The 16,585-nt window shown below is 48.7% G+C and carries 14 protein-coding genes and 1 pseudogene; 10 read left to right on the plus strand and 5 right to left on the minus strand.

Annotated features, from left to right (window positions below):
• The 5 genes and pseudogenes from mtaB to trpD form a co-directional block, all read left to right on the plus strand.
• Window positions 1–1,386: pseudogene (gene mtaB / locus Q0171_RS00305) on the plus strand (tRNA (N(6)-L-threonylcarbamoyladenosine(37)-C(2))-methylthiotransferase MtaB); the annotation flags it as partial.
• A 61-nt stretch (window positions 1,387–1,447) separates the two neighbouring features.
• Window positions 1,448–3,334, plus strand: coding sequence for an AAA family ATPase (locus tag Q0171_RS00310; protein ID WP_299325535.1), 1,887 nt, complete (start codon window positions 1,448–1,450; stop codon window positions 3,332–3,334).
• Between the two features lie 75 nt (window positions 3,335–3,409).
• Window positions 3,410–5,125, plus strand: coding sequence for an anthranilate synthase component I family protein (locus Q0171_RS00315; RefSeq protein WP_299325537.1), 1,716 nt, complete (start codon window positions 3,410–3,412; stop codon window positions 5,123–5,125).
• A 108-nt stretch (window positions 5,126–5,233) separates the two neighbouring features.
• On the plus strand, window positions 5,234–5,845 hold the full coding sequence (locus Q0171_RS00320; protein ID WP_299325539.1) for an aminodeoxychorismate/anthranilate synthase component II: 612 nt from the start codon (window positions 5,234–5,236) through the stop codon (window positions 5,843–5,845).
• On the plus strand, window positions 5,842–6,864 hold the full coding sequence (gene trpD / locus Q0171_RS00325; protein ID WP_299325541.1) for an anthranilate phosphoribosyltransferase: 1,023 nt from the start codon (window positions 5,842–5,844) through the stop codon (window positions 6,862–6,864). Before Q0171_RS00320 ends, trpD begins: the two co-directional genes overlap by 4 nt.
• Before the next feature lie 57 nt (window positions 6,865–6,921).
• On the opposite strand, the gene Q0171_RS00330 is transcribed toward trpD, so the two are convergent.
• Window positions 6,922–7,575 (minus strand): carbonic anhydrase, encoded by a 654-nt coding sequence (locus Q0171_RS00330; protein WP_299325543.1) that lies wholly within the window; start codon window positions 7,573–7,575, stop codon window positions 6,922–6,924.
• Window positions 7,576–7,740: 165 nt separating this feature from the next.
• Here Q0171_RS00330 and Q0171_RS00335 point away from each other — a divergent pair, with 165 nt between their 5' ends.
• A complete protein-coding gene (locus tag Q0171_RS00335; protein ID WP_299325545.1) occupies window positions 7,741–8,631 on the plus strand; it encodes a DUF5718 family protein in 891 nt (296 codons plus the stop codon).
• A 48-nt stretch (window positions 8,632–8,679) separates the two neighbouring features.
• On the opposite strand, the gene lpxD is transcribed toward Q0171_RS00335, so the two are convergent.
• Together lpxD and Q0171_RS00345 are read right to left on the minus strand one after the other, a co-directional pair.
• Window positions 8,680–9,699 carry a UDP-3-O-(3-hydroxymyristoyl)glucosamine N-acyltransferase gene (lpxD, locus tag Q0171_RS00340; RefSeq protein WP_299325547.1) on the minus strand — a complete coding sequence of 340 codons (1,020 nt, stop codon included), beginning with the start codon at window positions 9,697–9,699 and terminating at the stop codon, window positions 8,680–8,682.
• 53 nt (window positions 9,700–9,752) lie between these two features.
• On the minus strand, window positions 9,753–10,496 hold the full coding sequence (locus Q0171_RS00345; RefSeq protein ID WP_299325549.1) for a triose-phosphate isomerase: 744 nt from the start codon (window positions 10,494–10,496) through the stop codon (window positions 9,753–9,755).
• 141 nt (window positions 10,497–10,637) lie between these two features.
• Between Q0171_RS00345 and tgt the strand changes: the two genes are divergently transcribed.
• The 4 genes from tgt to Q0171_RS00365 all read left to right on the plus strand — a co-directional run bounded on the left by tgt (window position 10,638) and on the right by Q0171_RS00365 (window position 14,742).
• Window positions 10,638–11,759, plus strand: coding sequence for a tRNA guanosine(34) transglycosylase Tgt (tgt, locus tag Q0171_RS00350; RefSeq protein ID WP_299325551.1), 1,122 nt, complete (start codon window positions 10,638–10,640; stop codon window positions 11,757–11,759).
• A gap of 146 nt (window positions 11,760–11,905) precedes the next feature.
• Window positions 11,906–12,256, plus strand: a complete 351-nt coding sequence (locus Q0171_RS00355) for a group III truncated hemoglobin (RefSeq protein ID WP_299325872.1) — start codon at window positions 11,906–11,908, stop codon at window positions 12,254–12,256.
• Between the two features lie 9 nt (window positions 12,257–12,265).
• Entirely contained in the window at window positions 12,266–13,513 is a 1,248-nt protein-coding gene (locus Q0171_RS00360) for a DegT/DnrJ/EryC1/StrS family aminotransferase (protein WP_299325553.1), read from the plus strand.
• Between the two features lie 50 nt (window positions 13,514–13,563).
• Window positions 13,564–14,742, plus strand: a complete 1,179-nt coding sequence (locus Q0171_RS00365; protein ID WP_299325555.1) for a DUF354 domain-containing protein — start codon at window positions 13,564–13,566, stop codon at window positions 14,740–14,742.
• A gap of 10 nt (window positions 14,743–14,752) precedes the next feature.
• Here Q0171_RS00365 and Q0171_RS00370 read toward each other — a convergent pair whose 3' ends face one another.
• Both Q0171_RS00370 and Q0171_RS00375 read right to left on the minus strand, forming a co-directional pair.
• Window positions 14,753–15,739, minus strand: coding sequence for a shikimate dehydrogenase (locus tag Q0171_RS00370; protein WP_299325557.1), 987 nt, complete (start codon window positions 15,737–15,739; stop codon window positions 14,753–14,755).
• On the minus strand, window positions 15,739–16,578 hold the full coding sequence (locus Q0171_RS00375; RefSeq protein WP_299325559.1) for an SH3 domain-containing protein: 840 nt from the start codon (window positions 16,576–16,578) through the stop codon (window positions 15,739–15,741). Before Q0171_RS00375 ends, Q0171_RS00370 begins: the two co-directional genes overlap by 1 nt.
• Window positions 16,579–16,585: the final 7 nt, after the last annotated feature.

The following is a 16,585-nucleotide window of genomic DNA, read 5'->3' on the forward strand; positions in this document are numbered from 1 at the left end:
ATGAAGCCTCAAACCCCCACACCCCAGAGATACACACAAAAGCCTAAAGTCTTTTTCAAAACCTTTGGCTGCCGCACCAATATCTATGACACCCAAATCATGCGCGAGAATCTACGCGATTTTGACTGCACGCAAGAAGAGAGCGAGGCAGATATTATTGTGGTAAATTCCTGCACGGTAACAAATGGCGCAGATTCTGGCGTGCGCAGCTATGTGCGAAGAGCTAATGAGCTAGGCAAGCAAGTGGTATTCACAGGCTGTGGAGTCAAAACACAAGGCAAAGCACTCTATACAAGCGGGCTTGTCGCGGGGGTGCTAGGTCATAGCCACAAAGAGCGCATAAACGCCGCGCTACAACATCTCCGCCTAGATCCCCAACACCTAGATTCTAAAGACACAAAACCTAAAAGCCCAGGGCAAGCCCCAGAATCTAGCCAGAATCTGGACTTTACCGCCGCACCAAATACCACAAATCCACACCCAAGCCCAGAATCTACAGCCCTGCAAGCTTCCAGGTTTTTCTATGATGATGACCTAGAGAGCGCGCATGTAGATTCCACGATTGTGAGCGAGTTTGTAGGCAAATCGCGCGCATTTATCAAAATCCAAGAGGGCTGTGATTTTGCATGTAGCTATTGCATTATCCCATCTGTGCGCGGACGCTCGCGATCACTCCGGCTTGATCACATCATAGACCAAGTCAAAGTCTTGCTAGATTCTGGGATTAGCGAAGTGGTGCTAACAGGCACAAATGTCGGTAGTTACGGCAGAGCCTCCCTAGAATCTAGCAGCAGCCATTCAGCCTCACTTGCTGTGCTTTTAGAGAAGCTTTTTGCACTTGAAGGCTTACGCCGCGTGCGGATAGGGAGTCTTGAGCCAAGTCAAATCACACAAGAGCTTTTTGCACTACTCTCCCACCCAAAGCTCGAGCGACATCTCCATATTGCACTCCAGCACACGCATGATTATATGCTGGAGAAGATGAACCGCCATAATCGCTTTGCTAGTGATTATGATCTCCTCCATAAAATCGCAAATCTTGGCTATGCCATAGGGACGGATTTCATCGTAGGACACCCAGGAGAGAGCGAGGAGATCTGGCGTGAAGCCTTTGCAAATCTCACTACCCTACCACTCACACATATCCATCCTTTCATCTACTCTGTGCGCGATGGCACTGCCTCTGCAAGCATGCGCCCTGCGGTAAATGGCGCAGTAAGCAAGCAGCGTCTGCATGAGCTTACCACCCACATCGCTAGCTCCAACCACCGCTTCCGCGCACAAAAGCTCGCTAGCGGTGCAGCACTCAATGTGCTTATCGAAAAGCAGCTAGGCGATGTGTTTGTCGGGCTTGATGAGTTTTATAACAAGATATTCATAGAATCCAGCACCCCCCTGCCCCAGTGGATCGCCATTACTGACTATGAGGTGCAAAAGGAGCATAACTATGCCAAAATCTAACTCAAAACATCTCATTATCATTATTGCCGGAGTGATTATTATCTTATTGCTACTGCTAGCGCTTCTGCTCAAAGATACTGCGACCACTATTTCAGCAAATGCGCTAGAAAACGCCCTGCAAAAAAACCTCATCGTCAAGCTCTGGGAGCAAGGCGACTATCTCTATGCCAAAGGACGAGACTCTCAAGTCTATAAAGTCCTGCGCTCCTCTATTGAGCTAAGCACAAGCAGCACGAAAGCCGACTCAAACCAGCAGCCCACCCATGCCTCCCAGCTCCCAGCCCTACTAAAATCTCTCCCCATAGAGCGCACTAGCTCGACATGGCTTATTTATCTCATCATCGCATTGCTGCTTGGCGTGGTTGGAGGTGCATTTGCGCTACTCCAAAAGCGCTCACGCATGGCAATTTCACCCATGAATGCCAACATGAATGCTAATTTGCGCAGCAACCCCCTAGAATCTAGCTCTACCATAGCACCCCTACACTCAAGCATGCGCTTTAGCGATGTGGCGGGGATTGATGAAGTCAAAGCCGAGCTATTAGAAATCGTGGATTTTCTTAAAAACCCGCATAAATACCAGCATTTCCATGTGAATATGCCACGCGGTGTGTTGCTCTCTGGCGCACCTGGTGTGGGCAAAACCCTGCTAGCCAAGGCACTTGCTGGCGAGAGTGGTGTGCCGTTTTTCTACCAGAGTGGGGCGAGCTTTGTAGAAATGTATGTGGGCGTGGGGGCAAAGCGCGTGCGAGAGCTCTTTAGTCGTGCCAAAGCCAGCGCGCCATGTATTATTTTCATCGATGAAATCGATGCTATTGGCAAAGCACGCCAAAGTGGCAGCCACAATAACGAGCGAGAATCCACACTCAACCAACTGCTTGTAGAAATGGACGGCTTCAGTGATAATAGCGGAGTCATCGTGCTTGGTGCGACAAACCATATCGACGCGCTTGATCCTGCACTATTGCGCAGCGGGCGGTTTGATCGCAAGCTGTTCATCGAGCTACCAAACAAGCAAGAGCGCGAGCATATCCTCTCTATGTATCTTGCCAACAAACCCCATAATCTCCACACCCATATCCCAGAAATAGCCAGCCAGACATCAGGCTTTAGCGGAGCAAGTTTAGCCACGCTTGTCAATGAAGCTGCGCTCACAGCTATCCGCCGAGGTGCGCAGGGGATTAGCAAGCAGGATTTTGATAGTGTCTATGGCAAAATCCATAGTGGGCTAAAGCGTCTTCCACTCCTAGAATCCCACATGCGCGATGTCTATGCGATCTATCAAGCCAGCAAACTTCTCTATGCACTGCGACATAATCTCACTCCACAGCGATTCACACTATTTGAGACCACGCTACTGCCCTACTCGCCACACACACTGCGCCAGAGCGAGCTGCTCGTTCGAGTGCGCTTCCATCTTATAGGCGATCGTGCGCTGCGCGTTGGATTTGGCGATAGCTTTGGGATATTTGCCCAAGATAGCCACGATGCGCGTGATCTTATCGCTCAAGGACAAGAGCTAGGGCTACTCCAAAGCGCACAAGCAAGCGCGCTAGAAGAGCAAATCATCTATGATGAGCGCCATGTCGCCACACAGGGCTTGGTGGAGTTTATCAAGCTCGAGCTAGACAATCTCTGCACCCTAGCTGCACTGCTTTTACAGCAGGAGCGACTAGAATCTATCCCAGAAACCCCCGCAGCACTCGAAGCACTTTTACAGCGATTGCGGAATTTGCAAAAGCAAGAGTTAAGGGCAGGAGACCTAAAAGTAGATTCTAGTGGAGAATCTTTAAGCGAAGGTTTGCTCAATACCTATAAGAATCTCGATAGGCTCGAACATTTGCGTGCATATTTCACGCCAAGGCTGTTTTAAGGGATTCTAGCTTGCGCTGCATTGACTTATAATGTGGATTAAATTATCATTTGGGATTTTTGCACGAGGAGTGATATGAGCCCCATAAGCCCAAGCCTAGATTCCCTACGCTCACTAGAGGGCTACTATCGCGTCCCTATCAAACGCGAACTCTACGCGGATTTCATCACACCTATCTGCGCTTTGCGTGCGCTCAAAGCCCACTCGCAAGAAACCTTTCTTCTAGAATCTATTGAAGATTCCAAGCGCTGGGGGCGATATAGCTTCCTGGGGCTGCACCCAAGCGCAGAAATAAAAATCTCTGCATGGCAAGTTATGATAAGCTCGAGTGATCCACGCCTACTGGCGCTACACACACTTAGCAACAATCATGCAAGCGTGCAGCATAGCAAAACAAGCTCTGGAAAAGCATGCGTGCGATTTCAAGCAGAGCCCAAGCGCGTGCTACGCGAGATCCTGCGCCTCTACAAATCCCCCAAGCTCCCAGACATGCCTCCATTCACAGGCGGGTTGGTAGGGTATTTTGCCTATGATAGCATCGCGTATGCCGAGCCTGTGCTGGATTTTCCACGCACAAATCCGCCTACTCAAGCGGATTTTGGGGCAGATTGTAAGCGAGACTCCGCACTAGCACCAGAATCTAGCCCACATGCAAACAAGTCCTCCAGTATCTCTTCTGGTTGGGAGCCAGATTCTAGTGATGATATGCACCTTATGCTTTTTGAACATGTAGTGGTGTTTGATCATTTCACACAAAAGCTCCTACTTATCACCAATCTTGATTTCACCCACCTAGAATCCAGCTACGCGCGCGGTGTAGAGAAGCTAGAGCTCATCGCCAACATCTTGCAAAACGCCTCGCACAATCCCAGTGCCAAACATTTTCACGCCCAAGATTCTGCTCCAAAATCCCTCCAAGCTTTCGCACCCTTTGCCCTAAAAGGCGCATTTCAGCGGTATTTTGATGAGAAGAGATTCTGCGAGATTGTGCGCAAAGCCAAGCACTACATCACACAAGGCGATATTTTCCAAGTGGTGCTTTCAAACCCTATCCAAGCGCGCGCAGAAGGTAGCTTGCTCAATGTCTATCGCGTGCTACGCACGAGCAATCCATCGCCCTATATGTTTTATCTCTCAAGCGCAGATCTTGAAATCACAGGCTCATCGCCTGAAACACTTGTGCGGCTAGAGGACTCCACGCTCTATACCTATCCACTAGCTGGATCGCGCCCGCGCGGGGCAGATGAGCAAGAAGACAAAGCGCTAGAATACGAACTGCTGGGCGATGAGAAAGAGCTTAGCGAGCATAATATGCTTGTGGATCTTGCGCGAAACGACATGGGCAAAGTAGCGCGTATTGGTAGTGTGGAAGTCGCAGCCTACAAGCAAATCGTGCGCTACTCGCATATTATGCATATCGCATCGACGATTAGGGCGGAGCTAGATTCTGGGCAAGATGCGCTAAGTGCGCTAGAAGCGATTCTCCCAGCTGGCACACTCTCTGGCGCACCTAAAATCCGCGCGTGCGAAATTATCCATGAGCTAGAAGAAACCCCACACGCTGGCAGGCGCGGGATCTATGGCGGGGCGATTGGATATATGGATTTTAGTGGAAATATGGATACATGTATCGCAATCCGCCTGGTATATAAGCGCGGCGATCGGGTGTTTGTGCGATCTGGGGCAGGGATTGTGCATGATAGTGATGAGAGAGCAGAGTGGCGCGAGCTTGAGAATAAAGCCAAGGCAATTTTACGCGCATTAGAAATAGCAAGCGCTGGGCTAGAATAGATTTGGGGGTTGTAGCAAAATTTAGTCGCTTTGGTTCTCCCCAAATCCCTGCCCGAACTTTTGCCAGAATCTAATCCAAACCTCCAAAAGCACAGCTAAGGAATACCAATGATTTTACTAATCGATAATTACGATAGCTTCTCTTACAATCTCTATCAACTCCTATGTGCGCAAGGTGTGGCGCTCCAAGTCGCACGCAATGACAAAATCTCTCTCCAAGACATCTACACCCTAGCTCCTAGCGCGATTATCATTTCTCCTGGTCCCAAATCCCCCAAAGACGCTGGAATCTGCCTAGAAGCTATCCGCACATTCGCTCCAAGCGTGCCGATATTTGGCGTGTGTCTGGGACATCAGGCGATTTGCGAGGCATTTGGCGGGGAGGTGGGGCTAGCACCTAAGATCATGCACGGCAAAGCCGATATGATTGAAATCGACACGACCAATGCGCTCTTTGCAGGGCTAGATTCTCGCATAGAAGTCGCGCGCTACCACTCACTCTGTGCGCTTACACTCCCAGATGAGCTAAAAGAGATCGCACACACGCTAGACTCTCATGCGATGTGTATGGCACTTTGCCACCAGAGCTATCCCACCTATGGCGTGCAATTCCACCCAGAATCCATTCTCACCCCACAAGGCGAAACAATCGTGCAAAATTTCCTAGCCCTTGCAACTACATTTCATCAAGTCCTATCTCAAAGTAAGGTATCCCAATGATAAAAGAAGCCATTTCCCTGCTTGCCAAACGAGAATCCTTAACCCACGCCCAAGCAAAAGCCACCATGAATGAAATCATGCGTAATGAAGCCAGCGATATCCAAATCGCCGCATTTCTCACAGCACTTGCACTTAAGGGTGAGAATATCGATGAGATCACAGCATGTGCGGAGTCCCTGCGCGAGCATTGCGTGCGGCTGCTCCATGATATGGAGGTGCTAGAAATCGTAGGCACAGGCGGTGATGGATCAAACTCTTTTAACATCTCCACAGCAAGTGCTATTGTAAGCGCGGCTGGGGGTGCGAGCGTAGCCAAACATGGCAACCGCTCGGCTTCATCACTCTGCGGCGCAGCAGATGTGCTAGAAGAGCTAGGGGTTAATATCATGCTAAGTAAGGAGGATTGCGAAAAGCTGCTGCAAGAGATTGGGATTTGCTTCCTTTTTGCGCAAAACTACCACATCGCCATGCGCTATGTCGCGCCTGTGCGCAAGCAGTTGGGAATCCGCACGATTTTTAATATCCTAGGACCTTTGAGCAACCCTGCGGGCGCGAGCCTACAGCTCATGGGCGTATATGATGAGAGTCTATGCGAACCGCTCGCACATGTGATGAAAAACCTCGGCGTCAAGCGGGGCATGGTGGTCTATGGGCAAGATAGCCTTGATGAGATTTCACTCTCTGCGCCCACCAGAATCTGTGAAATCACGCCAAGCGGGATAGAGTCATTTGTATTTTCGCCACAAGAATTTGGACTAGAGCTATGCGAGAAATGCGATTTAGAAGGTGGAGATAAACGCAAGAATGCGCAGATTTTGCGCGATATTTTTAGCAGCAAAGACAAAGGCGCAAAATACCACGCGATCTGCTTAAATGCTGGCGCAGCACTCTATATCGCAGGCAAAGCAGAATCCATGCACGATGGCTTCATACGCGCACGCGAGATTATCGACTCCGGGCAAGCTTGGAGTAAGCTTGAAGATTTTATCGCCAAAAGCCAAGCAAAGGCATGTGATTAGAGTATAGATTAGGCAAAGCCTAGATTCTGGCAAATCTGGCTTTTGTGTATCGTAAATTTATTTCTCTTTTTTCTCTTTTTGCACGATTGGTTTGAATTCTCTTGTAATCATGTTGTAGTTGAGAATCTCGCCGCTTTCGATGATGTAATACCACCCATACACGCGAAGCTCACCGCGATCAAATCGCTCCTCGACAAACGGATAGCTCATAAGATTTTCCAGCTGCTGCTCGATATTGATAAGCTCTGTAAGCCATGTGCGCTTGGATTTAGAAGCAGGCTTTAGGGCTAGCACCTTTTCTTTCACTGGGTCTAGGAGCTTTAGCCATTTTTTGACATAAGGAGTCTCATCAAGCTTTTTAGGTGGCTCATAGATTGCCTCGCACGCGCCGCAGTTGCTGTGCCCGCAAATGATAATGTTTTGTATCTCAAGGATTGTAATGGCATATTCTATGGCAGCGGTGGTGGCAAGATAGCCCTCACGCAGATTCTGCGACTCTTTGTAGGGCGGGACAATATTGCCAACATTACGGATAACAAAAAGATCGCCTGGCTTCGTATTAGTGATGAGATTGGGGACGACACGGGAATCCACGCAAGAGATGAAAAGTGTGTGCGGATCTTGCTTTTGCTTGAGAGATTCATAAAGCTCTTTATGGTCGTTGAAATCTTCTTCTTGGAATTTAATCACGCCATCAAATAATTCTTTCATTGTGCTTGCCTTTATGTGCCTAAAGCCCATCATGCGCCTTGTGGGCTAGGCAGATTATAGCCTATAAGTGGTTAAAAGACAGAATCTAGTGCGCTTTTTACGCGATATAGGAAAAACTTCGCTAGAATCCCCAAAATTTTAGCAATTTATCGTAAGGGGGCAAGCATGCAAAAAGACACGATAGGCTTTGGACTAGCGGGGAATTTCGCACATCATTTAGAGCAAGCAGGCGAGGCGAAAGATTTCATCGCATGTGAAAATGGTGCTATGCCTGATGCGCCCAAGGGAATATTCCCTTTCTATATCCCGCGTGCGCAGGGAGCACTTGGGCGATATTGTGTGGATTCTCATACGATTATCCTACCAGAGAATCCCGCTAAACGCGTGCAAGCAGAGCCAGAAATCGCACTTGAATGCGAGATTATCTACGAGAGTATGGCAAGTGCAGATACCACAGAAAATACACAAAAGCGTGTCGTGCGCGTGGAGCCAAAATTCTTCATGGCATGCAATGACACTTCTGTGCGCGATGATCCCACTGCAACCAAACTCTCGCAGAAAAAAAACTTCTCCGCAGGCTCAAAAGGCATAGGAGAGAAAATCGCTATTGATAGATTCTGCGCAGGCGGGGTTTGTGATAGCTACTCAATCGCAAGCTTTATCCGCCATGCAAATGGGCGCTTCCAGCCCTATGGTGAGTGTAGCTTGCTTACTTCATATAGCTATTTTCATGAGCGTTTGCTCGAGTGGATCGCATATAAACTCAACACCCAAAAAGACTGCGGCGTGCTAGAAGATCTCCCTAGTGTGCTGTCCTCTGCTGGCTACCCCACACGCGCACTCTTTTTTATCGGGGCGACTTGCTACATGGAGCGCTATGAGCAGTATCGCCTAGAATCAGGCGATGAAATCGCCATTGCCGCTTTCCCGCATACACGCTACTCTCTTGATCAAGTGCGCGCATGGCTAGATTCTATGGGCTCTATGGCTTCTTTAGATTCTAGCGACACACTTGAAGGAGTCTCGCTCCTGCGCCAAATCGTGCAAAAGCCCTAGCCCCAGATCCAAAAGCTTGACCTAGGATTGAATGGAGATTCTTGGGTTTTAGCCCTCTTGCTTTTTGAGCATTCTTCGCAGCGAGACATAGAACTTCATCCACTCATCAAGAGGCATAAGTGGGTGTCCTCCCCATTTGGTATTTGGCGGGAGATTTTTGCCCACTGCACCTCGACCAGCAATCTGCGTGAAATCCCCGATATGGATATGTCCGCCAGTGCCTGCCTGCCCGCCCATGACGACATTGCGCCCTGTGCTTGTTGAGCCAGCTAGCCCCACCTGCGAGACAAGCAGACTATGCTCACCAATAACGCAGTTATGACCAATTTGCACAAGATTGTCGATTTTCACACCATGCTTGATGTGTGTTTGCCCAAACACCGCGCGATCAATCGTAACATTTGCGCCAATCTCCACATCATCATCGATACGCACAATCCCATTATGCTCTATTTTGCAATGCTCCCCAGAATCTGTATGTGCATAGCCAAACCCATCACTGCCAATCACGCTGCCAGCATGGATATTGACACGATTTCCTATCATACTTTGACGATAAATCACGACATTTGGATAGATTTTGCAATCATCACCAATGACCACATCATCGCTAATCACCACCCCTGGCATAATCAATGTGCGCGCTCCAATTGTTACATTTTCTCCAATATGCACACCTTGCATGATTTGCGCGCAAGGCTGGATATTGGGATAGCTAGGCTTGGTAGATTTGTCATAGAGTGTCGGGGCGAAAGGATCTGCAAACTCACTTTGGGCAAATTTCTGCGAAAGCTTGGCAAATGCGAGGTGTGGATTGCGCACAAATAGTGGCTGGACATGCGCAGGGAAGCTTGCTTTATGTGCCTCATAGTCGCGCTCACGCACAAGCACTGCGCCTACTTTTGACTCTGCTAATACGCGAAAATACTGCACTTGATCGATATAGCTCACATCATGTTCCTCACCATACTCTAGCGGGGTAAGTGCATGAATAATAAAGTCATTGGCGATAGGATTTGTGATGCCAATTTCTTGGGCGATAGATGAGAGAAAAAGTGGCGCTTGCATGGGACTCCTTGTAAGGTGTGGATTAGATTCTGGTCTAAATGAGCGATATTTGGCTAATTTGCGCCAGCTTGCGTGATGTCATAGAAACTTTTGGGATCAAGTGCGGCAGAGCCTACAAGCACGCCATTAACATTAGGGAGAGATAGAATCTCGCGTGCATTGATTGCATTCACGCTGCCACCATACAACAAAGGAGCGCAAGTTAGTGTGCGCAAAAACGCGTGTGTAGATGCTATGTCTGCCACACTCGCACTCACCCCTGTGCCAATCGCCCAGATAGGCTCATACGCCACACTCACGCGAGCAGGGTTGTGTCCAGAGCTTCCTAGGATCTCCTCCATGCTCTCCATGACTCCATCAAACTGCGCACGCAAATACGCTTGCACCGCACTCTCCCCTTGCTCACGCACGCTCAAAGGCTCCCCGATACAATACACCACGCGAAATCCATGCCTGGCGAAATATTGAAATTTCTCCGCGATAAACTCCTGCGACTCGCCTAGTAGCGTGCGTCGCTCGCTATGCCCTAGCAGAATCGTGCGGATATGCAAAGATTCTAGTGCTTCCAAGCCTATCTCGCCTGTGTATGCTCCACTGCGTGTGGGGTAGGCATTTTGCGCACCAATCTCAAATTGCGCATGATCCACAGCCGCCTGAAGCGCTAGCGCTGGGGGAAAAAACACAATCTCATGCTGCCCTAAGAAATCGCTCGAGAATCTATAATTATTAAACTGCGCAAAATATGCCTGCACAGAATGCGCGGTGTGGTTGCATTTGAAGTTTGCCATAAACTGCATGGAGCGCCTTTCATAAGTAAAATAACCAAATCTATGTCCGCCAATTATACTTTAAACTCACGCGATTTGGGGCTTGTATAATTTGGAGATTTTGACTCTATGCTATATAATTAGCGCACAATTAGCACATAAAGGCGAGTAATGTTTAGGCTTCTACACACACAAGGTAGCGCACGGGCGGGCGAGCTCATACTCGCGCACTCTCATGTGCCTACGCCTGTGTTTATGCCTGTTGGCACGCAAGCCTGCGTGAAAGCCTTAGACGCGCAGGATTTGAGCGAGATCTTGCAGGCGAAAATCATTCTAGCAAACACTTATCACACCTACTTGCGTCCAGGTGCGGAGATTATGAAAGAATTTGGAGGAGTGCATAACTTTAGCGGATTTGCTGGGAGCTTTTTAAGCGATTCTGGCGGATTTCAGGCTTTTAGTCTGGGGCAGAATGTGAAAAAGACTCAAGAGGGGATTTGGTTTTGCTCGCATATTGATGGGAGTAAGCATTTTTTTACCCCAGAATCCGTGCTTGATATGCAATACGCGCTCAATAGCGATATTATGATGATTTTAGATGATCTCATCGCGCTACCTGCAGATGAAAAGCGACTCGCACAAAGCATAGAGACGACAACACGCTGGGCAGTGCGCTCGATGAACTACCACAGAGCACAGCAAGCTCGAGGTCTCGCGCAGGGAAATCATATATTTGGCATTGTGCAAGGCGGGGTGAGTGAGAGATTCCGCGCACAAAGTGCGCGCGAGCTCGTGGAGCTAAACTTTGATGGCTACGCGCTAGGCGGGCTTGCAGTGGGTGAGAGTGCGCAGGAGATGTATGAGACGATCGACTTCACTACGCCACTCCTGCCAGAATCCAAACCACGCTATCTCATGGGGGTAGGCACACCAGAGAATATCATCGAAGCAATCGATCGTGGGGTAGATATGTTTGACTGCGTCATGCCTAGTCGAAATGCGCGCAATGGCACGCTTTTCACGAGCTTTGGCAAACTCCATATCAAAAGCCCCCAATACAAGCACGACCATGCACCTCTTGATGAGTCCTGCTCTTGCTACACTTGCAAACACTTCTCTCGCGGGTATTTACACCATCTTTTCCGCGCTGGCGAGATCACCTACCATCGCCTTGCCACCTTGCACAATCTAAGCTACTACCTCACGCTTGTAAGCGGTGCTAGGGCAGCGATTTTGAGCAACAAATGGAGCGAGTATAAACGCGGATTCTACGCTAAAAGAGATCAAAGCTAGAATCTAGCAAGAGAGTCTAATTTCTCTCCTAATCCACATTGATAAGAAAGGATAACATGCAAAATACTACACCAGAGATAACACAAGCAAGCACAGCACAAAAGAGTGTAAAAAACCTAGCTCAAGACATTACAAAAGATTCAATCATGCGCCTTATGGATATATTTTATGCCAAAGTGCGCGCAGACAAAGGTCAGCTAGGCGAGATATTTCGCACAAAAATTGGCGAAGATAATGAGAGCTGGGAGCAGCACAAACGCAAAATCGGCTCATTTTGGGGTGGGATTTTCCTAGGGGAGCAGGAGTATCGTGGCGCACCACTGCGAGCACATTTGGATTTGCCGCCATTCCCCAGGGAGCTTTTCGCCACTTGGCTCAATCTTTTTGCAGAATCTTGCCAGCAAGTTTTCGCACCAGCACCAGCCCAGCAGATTCTAGGGCGGGCGAATGATATTGCCAAGCGATTTCAGTATGTTTTATACGAAATGCCGCACTAGGAGCAGGCAATGCAAACACCACACAAACAAAAAGTCGCGTTTTTGGATTTAAAAGCGCAATTTAGTGATATCCAAAAAGAAGTGCTTCAAGGCGTGCAAGAAGTATGTGAGAGTGCGGAGTTTGTGCTAGGAAGCGAGACAAACGCATTTGAACAAGCCTTTAGTGCGTATATTTTTCAAGACCCAGAATCCAACAGCGATAGCGCGAGTGCAGATTTAGAACAAGCCCTCATGCAGCGTATTTTTACACAAAGCGCAGAATCTACCAAATGTGTGGGGGTTGGGAATGGCACAGATGCGCTAGAAATTGCTATCACAGCTCTTGAGCTAGAGCCAAAAAGCGAGATCATTATCCCAGCAAACACCTATTTCGCCTGTGCGGAAGCGGTGCTAAATGCGGGCATGAAGCCAGTAATCGTAGATTGCGAGGAAGATGGAAGCTTCTGCCCAAAAGATTCTATGGTGAGCGCTAGGACACGCGCGATTTTGTGTGTGCATTTATATGGTGTAGTGCAAAATCTTAGCGCATTTGAAGAGTTTGCTATGACACATAATCTACGCCTTATCGAGGACTGCGCCCAAGCCCATGGCGCGCGTGATGAGCTAGGCAGAATGGCAGGAAGCGTAGGCGATGTGGCGTGCTTTAGCTTCTATCCGGGGAAAAATCTAGGCTGCTATGGCGATGGCGGTGCGGTGCTCTCTAAGCACCCAGAAATCGTGCAAAAAGCACGAGAAATCGCCAATCATGGGCAGAAATTTAGCAATCTCATCTGTGAGAAAAACAACCATATCCGCCTAGGGCGCAACTCACGACTTGATAGCATACAGGCAAAAATCCTACACATCAAGCTAGAATCTCTCGAGCGACACAATGCTCATCGTGCGCGCTGCGCTCGAGTATATGGCAATGAGCTCTCACATCTTGACTTTCTCAAAATCCCAGATGTATTTTCCCAGAGTGTATGGCATTTGTTTGTCATCGAGTGCTGCGGAGCAGCAAGTCAAAAACGCGATAGCTTGCTAGAATTTCTCAAAGAATATAGCATAGAATGTGGTGTGCATTACCCATATGCGCTAAGTGAGATTCCAGCCCTAGCTAATCACCCTGATGTTATTATCCACGAGAGTCCAAACGCCCAATCTCGTGCCAGAAGAATCATCAGCCTGCCTATTGGTGAGCATTTGGATTTTTCACAAATCGAGTATATCGCACAGGTGATGAAAGAGTTTGCAAAAACACTTCAGCCAGATTTGTAGAATCTATGCCAAAGCCCAAATGACACAGAGCCTCACAGCAATAAACTACGATGATTTGGCTAGATATCACTGACCCCAAATACGCGCTATTTTTTCAGCCACTTTTGCCATATTTGCTTGGGCTAGATTCTGTGCTAATCACAAGCCGTGTGAGCAGTGGCTATGAGGAGTGCGCACAGATTCTCTCCTATGCCATAGAGTCCCACCACCGCGCCAATCCAAGCTTTCGCGAGCGCTTGAAGCTGCATTTCATCGGCGGATATGGCGGGGCAAATAGGCTTGATAAATACTGCGCAAGACTAGATCGCGAGCGGGGGTTTTTAGAGCTTTTTGCAAGGCTTGGAGAGCTGCCTAGAGTGTTTATCACTGGGGCGAGCGTGGAGGGCGCGCAGTGCGCATTTGGGCTTGGTGTGCCTGTGGTGCATTTCTCCGATACGCCAATCGCAGGGCATGAGTTTTCTCCAAGCGCGATCACGCTGCTAGCGCGCTTAAGCCTGCCGCTTTCTTGTCTTGTTTTTTATCCATTTGTAATCCCTTCAAGCGTATATAAGGCATTTGGGCTAGATTCTAGTAATATCATTTGCTATGACTTCATCGACCCAGCGCTCTATCTGCCAGATATACAATCGCCCTTAGCGCCAGATTCTAGCATGCTGCAATCTCGCCCACAATCTGCTCAAACGCTCATGCAAAGCGAAAAAAAGCATAATTACACGCCGCTTATCATCGCGCGTGAAGAGGAATACAAAGCACACTATGTCTCCTCCCACTTGCGATTATGGTATGAGGGTGTGCATGCGTTGGCTAGGGAAAATGTGGATATTCTCATTATCCCTCGTTATGGGCGAGAGGAGCTAGAGCTGGAGTTTGGCACATATAGCAATATCCAAATCGCCCAGCATATCATCGCACCAGAGCAGCTTTATACACACGCAGATTTGCTGCTTGGTGGTGGGGGGACAATGAACCTTGAGGCGTGCTACTATGGGATTCCTACGATTTCAACGCGATCATTATTACTCTATCACGATTGCTATCTCATAGAGCATAATCTCATGCGCCATGTTAGTGATTTGGATTCACTCATGCAGGCATTTAGAGAGATTCAGCAGACAGGATTTGCGCGCAAGAATCCAGCAGAATCTAAAGCGCTTTTCGCCCCGACACCTATCGCACAATCATTGCAGCAGATCGTGGATATTATCGCAGCGCGGTTTTTTGCAAGCTAGATTTGGGCACTCACGCACTAGCAGCACGAGGGAAAACACTTTGCATGATCGCAAAAACTTGCTTGATACCATAAGCATCTCCTCCAGCCAACTCGGGGCAAAAAAGCATAAGCGCACAGGCAGCCTGGAGGATTAGCATATCTGCACCATCTTGACATGCGACACCACAACTCCGCGCAAGCCCAACAAAAGGCAGCTCATGCCCATACATAAGGTCATAGGCAATTTTTGCATGGGAAAATAGCTCTCCAAGTCTTAACACTTCTAGTGGCAACTCCCCGCCAATACTCGCGCTTGTGGCATTGATGATAAGCGTGTAAGGCTTGCTAGAATCTAGCTCATCAAATGTGCAATACGGAATACCACGCGTGGCAAAAAACTCTCGTGCGCGATTGGAGCGATTTGCTACAAGCAGCTCCACTCCGCATAAATGCAGCATGACAGCTAGCGCTTTTGCAGAGCCACCAGCTCCAATGATAAGCGCAGAATCTATACACTGCCTAGATGTGCTAGCACATAGTAGCGGGGAGAGAATCGCGAGCTCATCGAGCTTCTCATCTGGCATTTTTGGTGTGCTAAATCCACCTAGCAAAAGGCTTGCTAGAAAACCTGGCGCATCGGTGTTGTAGCCTAGAAGCCCCTCACTGCTTCGCACAAGCGTATTGACAGCACCGATATGGTAGGCAAGCGCGGAATGGCGCGTAGCACTTGCAAAAGCAAGCTCTTTAAAGGGCAGTGTAATATTAGCGCCATGGAGATTTAACGCATAAAAGGCATCGAGCAGAGGGTTTGACCTAGCGGGCTGGCTAGAGTGGCTTGGTAGATGAGAAAAGCCACGGGCAGAATCTTGCCTGGACTCTAGGCATGTATCAGCTCTGGCAGTAAGCTCATAGCGCCCATAGCAGTAGGGAAGATTGTAAGATTGCAACACTGCATTGTGCAAAAGCGGAGAGAGAGAGTGCCTAATTGGGCTACCAAAAACGCCTAAATAGCGCATTATAGCGCTTTGATCAGGCGCAAGCTTACCCAGCCACCAGAATCTAGCTTCGCCCAGTCATCTTGGATTTCAGCTACTTGCACGCGCTGATCCTTATAAAGTGCGCCAATGACAAGAGAGCCGGATTCTGGGAGTGCGCGGATATTGAGCGTTTTTGCGAGGACGATGTATGGGCGCTGATTTGGTTGAGTAGGCGTAAGAAGCGATAAGCTTACCCAGCCACCAGAATCTAGCTTCGCCCAGTCATCTTGGATTTCTATGACATTCACACCCTGTCCCAAAGCGAGCTTGTCTAAAATCCGCCCAGAGCTTTTAGGGAGTGCGCGGATATTGAGATTTGCCACCTTGGCGTAATACATCGCTTCGATTTGTGGCTCTTGGTGGAGATTTTGTGGTTGTGCTGTTTGATTGGCTTGGGGCGCTTGACTAGACAAATCTATAGGATCTTGTGCTGGGATAGAAGTAGCTGGGGCAGCATCAATAGGGGTTTGAGACTGCATATCTGCTGGAGTTTGGGGGCTTCTGGTAAATGTATCCACGAGTGTATCTGGTGCTTGATCGGCGGGAGTCTCTTTAGATTCTGGGGCAAGCTCTTGATATGGCTCTTGGCTTTGCGCAGGAGATTTGGGTGAAGTCTGTGCAGATGAGCTATCTGCGATATGAGCGCCTTGCATATCTTTTGTAGGGGTAGATTCTGGTGTGGTTTGCGTGCTTTGGGCAAGCTTGGCAGAATCCCCCGTATGAAAGCTCACGCTCCGCGAAAACACCAGATAATACACGCCCCCAGCGATAAAAAGCACCATGAGTGGGAGAGCATAAGCTTTGATAAGGGATTTCATCTAGACC

This window comes from uncultured Helicobacter sp. (assembly GCF_937906905.1).
Classification (GTDB): domain Bacteria; phylum Campylobacterota; class Campylobacteria; order Campylobacterales; family Helicobacteraceae; genus Helicobacter_B.